The sequence below is a fragment of the Acholeplasma equirhinis genome (genome assembly GCF_017052655.1).
Lineage (GTDB): Bacteria > Bacillota_I > Bacilli_A > Acholeplasmatales > Acholeplasmataceae > Acholeplasma > Acholeplasma equirhinis.
Genome location: NZ_JAFIDC010000001.1, coordinates 945,366 through 956,770, shown reverse-complemented (window position 1 = coordinate 956,770; position 11,405 = coordinate 945,366). Strand labels below are relative to the sequence as shown.

Sequence of the window (11,405 nt, the reverse complement as noted above, 5' to 3'; positions counted from 1 at the left end):
TATGGTCGATATTAAATCAATTTCAACAGAACAAAGAAATAAATCAACCAAGCACATGGATGTTGCAACAACTCAAGAGATCTTAAAAATGATCAATGAAGAGGATAAAAAAGTTCCTGAAGCCATTGAAGCAGTTTTAGAAGATATTACGAAAGTTGTTGATGCAGTCACTATTGCACTTTCAAAAGGTGGCAGACTCTTTTACATTGGTGCTGGTACATCAGGACGTTTAGGTGTTCTTGATGCTTCAGAATGTGTGCCGACCTTTGGTGTCCCAGAAAATATGGTCATCGGTATTATTGCTGGTGGCGATAAAGCTTTAAGAAATGCCGTTGAAGGTGCTGAAGATAATAAAGAAGCAGCAATCGAAGACTTAAAGAGTTACAATCTTACAAAGAAAGACTTCGTAATTGGTATTGCAGCATCAGGCCGCACACCTTATGTTGTGTCTGGCTTAGAATATGCAAAATCAATTGGTGCAAAAACGGGTTCTATTACAACATCAGTGAATGCTCCAATTACAAAAATTGCAGACTATCCAATTGCAGCAATTACAGGCCCAGAACCGTTAACTGGTTCTACACGTATGAAATCAGGTACTGCTCAAAAACTAATTCTTAATATGATTTCAACAACTGCCATGGTTAAACTTGGTAAAGTTTATGAAAACTTAATGATTGATATTCAAATGAGTAATGACAAACTTGTTTCTCGTGCAATTTCAATTGTATGTGAAGTAACAGGTGTTGAAGAAAAAACAGCAGTAGCTTATCTTGAAAGATTTAAGTCAGTTAAACATGCGGTTATTTCAATTCTAGGTAAAATTGATGAAGTTGAAATGATTGATGAATTACTTCGTCAAAACAATGGAAACATTAAAGAAGCATTAAGAAGCTTAAAAGCTTAAGGAGAGATCATATGAAAGATTTACTCGTTGGGTTACATCGTTTAAATTTAAGTTTAAAAGAAACAAAAGGTGACGTTAAAATTGTTCGCCTATTATCTCCAAATTCTGATGCACTTGTGACATTTATTGAGAAAAATTTCTCAAAAGGATGGGCAAGTGAAATCAAAGCTGCAATTTATAAACCACACCCAACCGCATTTATCGCAGTTAAAGATAGTAAAATCGTTGGATTTGCAGCATATGATGCAACAGCTAAAGGTTATTTTGGCCCAATTGGTGTGGATGAATCATTACGTGGTTTAAATATCGGAACAGCACTTTTAGTTTATTCACTAGAAGCGATGTTACATGATGGTTATGGTTACGCTATTATCGGTGGCGTAAATGAAAAGGTTGCAGAATTCTACAAGAAAACAGTAGGTGCAATCACAATCGATATGGAAGGCAATGTCTACGACAGACTAGTTAGAGGTTTATATTTATAATGAATATTAAAATTTATGATAGCGTTGATCTACTTTACAAAGAAGCAGCGGCGTTTTACAAAGAGAAAATTTCACATCAACCTAACATGATTTTAGGTTTAGCAACTGGAACAACACCAATTCCTTTATATAAAAAATTAATTAAAGCTTATAAAGCTGGTGAATTATCATTTAAAGGTATTACAGCATATAATTTAGATGAATATGTTGGTTTAGAAAAAGGTCATCCTGCAAGTTATTATTTCTTCATGAGAGACAATCTTTTCAATCATGTCGATATTGATCTAAACAATACGTTTATTCCAGATGGTTCTATTGAACCAAATGAAGCAATTAAAAAGTATCAAGAACAACTAGATACAGTGACTATTGATATTCAATTATTAGGTCTTGGATCAAATGGACACATTGGTTTTAATGAACCAGGCACACCATTTGAATCACACACACATATGGTAACTCTTGCAGAAAAAACAAGAAAAGATAATGCAAGATTATTTGAAAAATTAGAAGATGTTCCACATACTGCAGTAACTATGGGTATCAAAGATATCATGCGTGCTAGAGAAGTTGTCTTAATTGCAACAGGTAAAAATAAAGCACAAGCAGTATTTGGTATGATCAAAGGTGAAATCTCAGAAAGCCTACCTGCATCTGTTTTACAAAATCATCCAAATGTGCATGTATTCTTAGATCAAGACGCAGCAAGTCTATTATTAAATAAATAAGAAGAGGTATTTAAATGAGTTTAAATCTTAAATTAGATCCAACCTTTATGCCTGCATTTGAAGTTTATAACGAATTTAATCAACGTGTATTAAAAGCAAATCACGAAAAACTTTCAATCGTTGTTGAAAGAAATGACGGTTTTAATGAAGTGTTCCATCAAGAAATCTTTAGTGATGCTGTAATGATGGACGAAAACATTTTTTTACTAGAACGTTTAGTTAAATCATTACTTTGGATTTATGGTGGTTATAAAGTCATTATTGTTGGTAATAAAGAAGTACATCAAAGATTAAAAGATATTTTTGATAAAGGTGCAAGAACATTCGATAAAGCTTTCATGGAGCGAATCTACCTTGAAAAATTTGAAGTTCTACACAGCGAATCATTACCAGAAATTAAAAAAGGTGATCAACCAATTGGTAAACATTTAAATGGTAATCGTATCGGTTTTGATGCAGGTGGATCTGATATGAAGGTTTCCGCAGTTAAAGACGGAGAAGTCTTATTTAGTGAAGAAATCATTTGGTTACCTAAACTAAATAGTGATCCTGAGTATCATAAACAACACATTCGAAATGCTATCTTAAAAGCTGTTAAAGTTTTAGGACAAGTGGATGCCATTGGGGTTTCAAGTGCAGGTGTTTACATTAATAATGAAGCACGTGTTGCATCACTCTTTATTGAAGTTCCAGAAGATTTATTTGATCAACATATTAAAAATATCTACATTGATATTGCTAAAGAATTAAATGTACCAATCGTTGTTGCTAACGATGGTGACGTAACTGCACTTGCTGGTTCTATGACTTTAAATAAGACTAAACTCTTAGGTATTGCAATGGGAACAAGTGAAGCAGCTGGTTATGTGAATGAAAAAGGTAACATCGAAGGTTGGTTAAATGAACTTGCATTCGTACCTGTTGATTTCCAACCAAACGGACCAGTTGATGAGTGGAGTGGTGATTACGGTACCGGTAATAAATATTTCTCACAAGACGCTGTCATTCGTCTTGCTGAAAAAGCAGGTATTACATTTGAACCTTCTCAAACTTTAGCAGAACGTCTTAAAGTTGTTCAAAAATTAGATAAGAACGATTTAAGATTTATTGAAATCTATGAAACAATCGGAACTTATCTAGCATATGGACTTGCATGGTATGATGTTTTCTATGACATTTCAGAAGTCTTATTATTAGGACGTGTGATGTCAGGCGAAGGTGGCATGCTTATCGTTAAAAAAGCAAATGAAGTTTTAAAAAATGTCTTCCCTCAATTAAAGAAGAAGATCAATTTATCACTTCCAGATGAAAAATTCCGTCGTTTAGGACAATCTGTTGCAGCAGCAAGTCTCGTACAATTCTAATTAAACAAATCAAGTTGGCTTTTTGTAGCCAACTTTTTTTATTGGCTAAAGATTGACTTGGTTGAAATTGATTTTCTATTTATATACAATTTGCACATAGAAAAACGCTTACATTAAATATAAAATAGTGCTAACCATAAAATAGGGGAGGTCTTTTTTATGCGCGAAAATAAAGAAAAACTTAACTACAGTACACCTGAAATTGAAGTGTTAGAAATTAATCCTAATACGACAATTGCTGTTTCTGGTCAAGGTGTAGCTGTATTTGAAGAATAAGGTGATATGATGAAAAAACTATTATCTTTATTGATGATTTTTGTATTAGGGTTCATAATGATTTTTTCACTTGCTGAAAAGTCTTATGCAGCAGAAGGAGATGTTACGGTTCATATTTCAATTTTCTTTGATGAAGGAGAACCAACAGAGATTGAAATTGATGTACCTAAAGGACAAGTTATTGATATCTCTAATTTAGGTGAGGTCAGTGAAGAAGATTTTGCATTTTGGATTGTAAATGGTGTTGTTAGACATGACTTAGATTCAAATGCTCGAGTTTTAGCAACCCAAGATCTAGTGCTTTATGCAGTGTTTGATACAGAACAACATCCTGTAATCTTTATGGATTCAAATGGTCATTTACTTGATCTTTACTTTGTTGAAAACGGTGAAGCATCACTGATTCCTGATTTAGCTTGGGAAGAGTTTACTAAACCTGGTTTACAACTCATTACTGAAGAAGAAAGCCCAGTTTGGTTAAGCCTTGCAGGTAATCTCACATTAGAAGAAATTACAGAACCTTCTGTATTTTCTCTTCAATATGAGCTTGTAGAAGGTGTTTTACCAGTTCTTTTAAATGGAGAAGAAGTACCATACAACAGTGTACATACTTTTGTATCGTATAATCCTGAGTTTTCATTTTGGGCAGATGGTGATGGACAAGTTATCTCATATCAAAATCCATTATTAGTGACTGCGCTTGTTGATAGAGATGTTGTTGAAGTTGCTGAAGGCGAAGCTTTGGTTGATGCCCATGTATTCTTCATGGATGTTACAGGTATTCGTGAAGGTAAAAACTCATTCTTAGGACAATTTTACTTAAGTGATGAAGCTGAACTTGTTGAATTTGGATTTATGATTGGTGATACACCACTTCAATCAAATGTATTCCATCCAACAACAAAAGAATTCTTGAGATCAATGGATCCTGTTGAAGATGAAATTAAAGCTTATTTGACTTATAAATTAGATGATGAATTATTTACTATTTTTAGTGATGGAGCAGAAGTTGAAGAGCCTGTGCTTGAGTTTGATGAAACATGGATTCCAATTAGTACAGCACAAGAGTTTTATAATTTAAACCAACAATTACAAGGTTATCCAAATGATGGTAAATACTATCTAACCAATGATATTGATTTTACCGGTTTTGCTTATGCAGGAAATTCAAACAAAACCCATGTTATTACACTTGATGGTAATGGTAAAAAACTAACTAATTTAAATATTACTGGTGACAGAGCTGGTCTATTTAGAACCTTAAATGGAGCTATAATACGTAATCTAACTATTGAGAATGCAGTGATTACAGGTACGAATCGTGCAGGTACAATTGCTGGGGAATCAGTAAGTAATTTAACAGTATTTGAAAATATCACGTTAAAGAATATTACACTTTCTGGTAATGCACAACAAGGTGTTGCCGGTGTTGTAGGTTTAACAACAGGTGGAGCGACTTTTACAAATATTAAATTAGATAATGTCAGCACAACAAATATCATGAGAACAACTGGTGCACTTGTCGGATCCGTTGATGGACATGATATAAATGCTAAAAATATTATTGTACTCAATAGTCATTTCAGATCCACAGAACGTAGTGCTGGTTTATTTGGTGAAGCTAAGAATGGTGCAAAAGTCGTTGTAGAAAATGTATTTATTTATAATACAATGATTGAAAATACAGGTTCAGGTAGCTATGTAGCAGGTATTACTGCGGATCATAATGTCGCAGGTGTTGGTATAATTTCAAATGTTTTCCTTAATGCAACTTTAATTGGTGCAAGAGCAGGTCATGTAGTATCAGATAAACAAGTTGCTTCTGTAGCTAATTTCTATGCAGTTGAAGTATCATTACCAAGTCCAAATTCGAGTCCAGGTACAATGGCAAACACTGTTGTTGCATCTTTAGAAACAATTGATACTGAGTGGTGGGAAATAAATCTTCCGGATTTATATAATAGTCCATTCTTCAGAAGCACAATCGATTCAATCTTTTCATAACTATTAATAAAAAAGCCTTTCTCATTCGAGATTGGCTTTTTTATTTTCTGTAAACTATACGTTCATTGATAATTGTTAATTCAACTTGTTGTTCCTTAAGTAATTGTATTGGAGTATTTAAAATATCATGTTTATATACAACAAAATCAGCTATATTACCTACTTTGATTTCACCAAGATTATCAATACCTAATGTCTTTGCGGCGTCTTTAGTGTAATGGTCAAATGCTTCTTTAAGGGTTAATGTTTCGTTCATATCATAGGATTCATTTGCATAATTAGATTTTCTTGTAACTGCACTATAAATACCTAATAATGGGTTTGGAATTTCAACAGGTGCATCCGATGATAAAGCCATTTGAAGGTTATTGTTTAAAATTGACTTAAATGGATAAAGTATTGGTTTTGATTCAAATTTATTATATGCCCAAGGTAAGTCAGAAGAGATAAATTGTGGCTGTAAATCAAGTGCAACATTCATACCTTTTAAATTATCTAAAGATTCTAATTTAACACTTGAAGCATGAATAATTCTATCTATACCACTAAGTAGTGGATATTGTTTAAGTGAACTAACAACTTCATCAAAAGCACGATTTCCAATCGTATGAATTGAAATATTTAATTTATTACTACGTACCTTTTTTAAAAGTCTTTCCCAATCTTCTTTAGAATGTATACGTTCACCATTTGATTTTGAATTTTTAAATGTTTCATACATTAATGCAGTTTCTGATGTGAATGTACCATCATAGAATGTTTTAACAGAATTGAATTTTAGAAAGTCACTTTCTTTTGGTTTATTCTTAAGATATGTATCGAGTACATCTTCATGGATTAAAAGATGTGTTCTCATAGGGAATTTTCTAATAACAGATTGAATGATTTCTAAAGTTTCTTCATATGAATTAAAATAAGCTAAATCATCAGTTAATATTGAAGTAATACCAAAAGAGTGTAGTTTTTTAATTGCTAATTCTGTCATTTTAGTTAGTTCATCTTTAGAAAGTTCACTCCAAAGTGGAAGTACTGGAATTGATGATTGTTCAATTAAAATACCTGTATCATGTTTAATTCCAACTTTATCTAAAACATAACTATTGACAGTAAAACTATGATAATCAGAATGTCTAAGTATAATTGGAATATCTTTTGAAATTAAATCAAGATCACTTTTAGTGATTCCAAGTGCCTGATAGTTTTCAACAAATAGTTTTTCATCATTTATATTATCTTTTAAGAAGTTTAATACTTGTTGTTTCTCATTCAGGTCTCTTACAGATAATTGATATAAACTACGACCATATCCAATTAAATGTAAATGTGTATCCAAAAATGCAGGATAAACATGCATACCATATAAATTAATCTCTGCATCAAAGTTAAAATCTTTAAATGTATCACCTAAAGCAATAATTTTACCTTTATCAGTAATCATCGATGAAACAACTTTTTGATTCGTATGAATTTGTGCATTCTTCCAAAGGATCATTTGATTCACCTCAAATCAATTATATGTGAAATGTCCGCTTCAGGGTATAATTCCGCATATCTCTTATGGTATAATAAATGCAGGAGGAATTCCAACTATGATAATGGGCAAAGACCGTAAAGGTAAACACTTAAAAAAGAATCAAAGAAAAGCTTCTATTTTAAAGAAAAAAAATAAGAAATAAGCGATAACCGGGTGAAAACTCGGTTTTATTTTTGCCGTTTTATTTAATCTCTAATTGTTGTATAATGAAGTTATAAAGGGACGGATATACGAATGGCGTTTATAATACTAGAAACTAAAAATAAAATCAGCCTATATAAACATGTGATTTTGGATCTTTTAAGTACTTCATATCGCATATTAAAAGTAGATGAGCAAGCAAGTAAACTCATTATTCACCATGAACCAAATAAAATTGATGAAAAAGATCTTTTCCTTAATTTAGCTGAGGAACTTTATACTGACCTTAAAGTTTATTACAGCGATGAAGAACCAAAGTATGATTTGAACGATATATTAGAATGGTTTGATGCTGTTCCATTTCATCAAACTGTAATTTATGATGATTACCAATTACTCTTAAAAAGAGTAGATTATCCTTTTGATAAAGATTTTAAAAAGAAACTATTAAAATCTGTTTTTGAAGATAATGACCTTCTATACACTGTGAAGGTATTTTTAGAATGCGATCAAAACATGAGCAAAGCAGCTAAAAATCTTTACCTACATAGAAATACATTAATTCAAAGACTTGATAAATTTTATTCAAGAACAGGTTTTGATTGCAGAAGATTTGTCGAAGCATACATTATCTATACTTTATTAAAGTAAGATGTGTGCATAGTGCATATAGTAAATTAAAAATGGCTTCATTATAATGGAGTTGAAAAGAAAGTTAGGAGTGCTTTATGGCAGTATTAGAACTCAACAAAATTAATAAAATTTATCCTAACGGTGTACAAGCAGTTCATGATTTCAATTTAAAAATCGAGGATCGTGAATTTGTGGTATTAGTAGGTCCCTCAGGTTGTGGGAAATCAACTACACTAAGAATGGTTGCTGGATTAGAAGAAATAACTTCTGGCGATTTTTATATTGATGGTGTCCGTGTGAATGATTTACAACCAAAGGAACGCGATGTTGCAATGGTGTTCCAATCTTATGCCTTGTACCCTCATATGACTGTTTACGATAATATTGGTTATGGTTTAAAACTTCGTGGTATGGAACCAGAAGAAATTGATGAAAAAGTTAGAGAGGTTGCAGATATTTTAGAACTTACACCTTATCTAATGAGAAAACCTAAATCATTATCAGGTGGTCAAAGACAAAGAGTTGCACTTGGTCGTGCAATTGTAAGAGAAGCTAAGGTATTCTTACTTGATGAACCTCTTTCAAATTTAGATGCTAAGCTCCGTGTTCAAATGCGTACAGAATTAATCAAAATTCATGAGAAGATCTCAGAAAAATTTAACACTTCAACAATTTATGTAACCCATGACCAAATTGAAGCGATGACAATGGGTGATCGAATTGTTGTTATGCGTGATGGATATATTCAACAAGTAGATTCACCTAAAGAAATCTATAACAATCCTGTGAATATGTTTGTTGCAGGTTTCATGGGAACACCTCCAATGAACTTTATTAAAGGTGTTGTCAAATCTGATGGATATTTCCACGCAGGTGATTTCAAACTTGAAGTTCCACAAGGTAAAGTCGACATTTTACGTGATAGAGGTTATATTGATCAACCAATTGTCTTTGGTATTAGACCAGAAGATATTCACGATGAAGAAATCGTCATACTTACCTACCCTAATTCAACAATAGAAGTTAAAGTTGAACTTGTTGAATTGTTAGGTGCTGAAACCAATCTATATTTTTCAATAAACGAGCAAGCTGCTGTCGCATCAGTAGAAACGAAAGAAATACATGCGGGAACAAAATTAAAACTCTCTTTTGATATGAATAAATGTCATTTTTTCAATCCAAAGACTGAGCTTGCAATTAAATGATAAAGAGAATAATGTAAAAGGAGAATTTTATCATGTCAAAAATTAAAGATGTCATTGTAGAATACTACCGCATCCCATTACCTGAATTAGTCAGTGATGCCAAACATGGAGTTCATACTCACTTTGAAGTGCCAATCGTTAAAATCTTAACGGATGATGGTAGAGAAGGTGTAGGATACACATACACTGGAGGTTTTGGTGGACGCAGCATATGTAAACTTATTCAAGTTGAATTAAGAAATGTTTTACTAGGTAAAGATCCAGCATGTGTTGAAGATTTATGGGAACAAATGCAAACAGGCATTCACTATGTTGGTCATGGTGGACTTGCTTCATTTTCGATTTCTGCAGTTGATATCGCACTTTGGGATTTACGTGCTAAAAAAGCCGGTGAACCTCTATGGAAATTACTTGGAGGACATAATAAAGAAGTTAAAGCTTACGGTGGTGCAATCGACCTTGCTTTCCCACTTGAAAAACTCCTTAAACACCATAAAAACTATTTAGATATGGGATTAACTGCAATTAAAATTAAGTTAGGTCAAAAGACTTTAGCTGAAGATATTGCACGTGTTAAAGCACTTCGTGAAATGATTGGACCAGATGTTGATTTCATGGTAGATGCTAATATGAGTTGGACTGTTGAATATGCAATTAGAGCAGCTCGTGAATTACTAAAATATAATATCATTTTCTTAGAAGAACCAATTGATCCAAATAACTACGAAGGCCATAAGATTATTGCAGATAGAACAGGTATGGCAATCGCAGCAGGTGAAAACTTAAGAACACCAAAAGAATTTGAACATTTAATTCGTTATGGTAAGGTAGACTTCCCACAACCTGATGCTTCAAATGTGGGTGGTATTACAGGCTTCTTAAAAGTTGCTCATCTTGCACAACTGCATGACTTAAAAGTATCTACACATGGTATGCAAGAACTTCATGTTTCTTTATTAGCGGCGATGCCAAATGCTGGTTATTTAGAAGTGCACTCATTCCCAATTGATCAGTATACTAAACGTCCATTAGTTATCAATAAAGAAACACATAGAGCGGTAGCACCAGATACCCCTGGTATTGGTGTTGAATTTGACTTTGAAAAATTAGCTCCACACAAATCTGAGTTTTAAGAAAGAGACATTAAATATGCGTATTTATGAAATTAAAAATTCATATCAACATATACGCTTAATAGATCACGGAGCCACGATTTATGAGTGGCTCGCTTTTTCTGATAAGACATCGATTATGCTCAATAATCATGACTTAGAGGTTTATAGGGATTCTAAAGCGGGATATTTCGGATCGACCGTAGGTCGTGTTGCAAACCGAATTAAAAATGCATCTTTTAAACTAAATGGAAAAACCTATGAACTTGCTAAAAACAATTTAGACAAGCATAATCTCCACGGTGGACCAGATGGGTTTAATATTCGCATATTTGATGTCATAGAACAAACCGATACTAAAATTAAATTTAAGTATATATCACCAAATATGGAGATGGGTTTTCCAGGAGAAGTTACACTCTATATAACCTATGAATTACATGGACCTAAAATGGTTTTAACTTATGATGCAGAATCAAGTGAAGATACCATTTTAAATCTGACCAATCATGGACACTTTAATTTAGGTGATCGTGACATTTTAGGTCATCGACTTTTAATGGATGCGGACCGTATTTTAGAAGTGGATTCTGAACTCATTCCAACAGGTAAAATAATACCTGTTAAAGATACTCCATATGACTTTCAAAAAGAAACTTATATCGGAGAACAAATTAAAAAACTCAATGATATGAATATCATTGGAATTGATAATACATATCTATTTAGTAAGATAAAAAATCCTAAAATTGAGTTAAGTTTTGGTACAAAAAAATTAACGATTGAAACCAGTTATCCAGGCTTTCAAGTTTACTCAGTAAACCGCAAGTTTAAGCAATTAACTAAGGATTTAAAAGATATTCCATTATATGGTGGGATTGCATTTGAATGTCAGTATGAACCCGATGCAATAAATCATGAAAACTTCTCAGATGTTATCTTGAGAAAAGGGAAGAAGTATCATCAATTTATTTCATATACATTAGAAGAAAATATATAAAAAAACAATGCGAAAA

The 11,405-nt window shown here is 32.5% G+C and carries 10 protein-coding genes; 9 read left to right on the top strand and 1 reads right to left on the bottom strand.

Annotated features, from left to right (window positions below; all coding sequences use genetic code 11):
- Position 1 precedes the first annotated feature (1 nt).
- From murQ to JV173_RS04415, 5 genes are all read left to right on the top strand, one after another.
- Positions 2–907, top strand: coding sequence for an N-acetylmuramic acid 6-phosphate etherase (gene murQ / locus JV173_RS04435; protein ID WP_205735083.1), 906 nt, complete (start codon positions 2–4; stop codon positions 905–907).
- Between the two features lie 11 nt (positions 908–918).
- On the top strand, positions 919–1,392 hold the full coding sequence (locus tag JV173_RS04430) for a GNAT family N-acetyltransferase (protein ID WP_205735082.1): 474 nt from the start codon (positions 919–921) through the stop codon (positions 1,390–1,392).
- A complete protein-coding gene (gene nagB / locus JV173_RS04425; RefSeq protein ID WP_205735081.1) occupies positions 1,392–2,120 on the top strand; it encodes a glucosamine-6-phosphate deaminase in 729 nt (242 codons plus the stop codon). Before JV173_RS04430 ends, nagB begins: the two co-directional genes overlap by 1 nt.
- Positions 2,121–2,134: 14 nt before the next feature.
- Positions 2,135–3,484, top strand: a complete 1,350-nt coding sequence (locus JV173_RS04420; protein ID WP_205735080.1) for an ROK family protein — start codon at positions 2,135–2,137, stop codon at positions 3,482–3,484.
- Between the two features lie 285 nt (positions 3,485–3,769).
- Complete coding sequence (locus JV173_RS04415) at positions 3,770–5,764, top strand: M26 family metallopeptidase (RefSeq protein WP_205735079.1); 1,995 nt, start codon at positions 3,770–3,772, stop codon at positions 5,762–5,764.
- A gap of 40 nt (positions 5,765–5,804) precedes the next feature.
- Here the strand turns inward: JV173_RS04415 and JV173_RS04410 are convergent, their stop codons facing one another.
- Entirely contained in the window at positions 5,805–7,256 is a 1,452-nt protein-coding gene (locus tag JV173_RS04410) for an amidohydrolase (protein WP_205735078.1), read from the bottom strand.
- Between the two features lie 276 nt (positions 7,257–7,532).
- On the opposite strand from JV173_RS04410, the gene JV173_RS04405 reads away from it, so the two are divergent.
- From JV173_RS04405 to JV173_RS04390, 4 genes are all read left to right on the top strand, one after another.
- Complete coding sequence (locus JV173_RS04405) at positions 7,533–8,090, top strand: helix-turn-helix domain-containing protein (protein ID WP_205735077.1); 558 nt, start codon at positions 7,533–7,535, stop codon at positions 8,088–8,090.
- A 77-nt stretch (positions 8,091–8,167) separates the two neighbouring features.
- The gene (locus JV173_RS04400) at positions 8,168–9,277 is read left to right on the top strand and encodes an ABC transporter ATP-binding protein (protein ID WP_205735076.1); all 1,110 of its coding nucleotides are present in this window, start codon (positions 8,168–8,170) and stop codon (positions 9,275–9,277) included.
- A 32-nt stretch (positions 9,278–9,309) separates the two neighbouring features.
- Complete coding sequence (locus tag JV173_RS04395; protein ID WP_240453014.1) at positions 9,310–10,410, top strand: mandelate racemase/muconate lactonizing enzyme family protein; 1,101 nt, start codon at positions 9,310–9,312, stop codon at positions 10,408–10,410.
- 16 nt (positions 10,411–10,426) lie between these two features.
- Positions 10,427–11,389 carry an aldose epimerase family protein gene (locus tag JV173_RS04390; protein ID WP_205735075.1) on the top strand — a complete coding sequence of 321 codons (963 nt, stop codon included), beginning with the start codon at positions 10,427–10,429 and terminating at the stop codon, positions 11,387–11,389.
- Positions 11,390–11,405 lie beyond the last annotated feature (16 nt).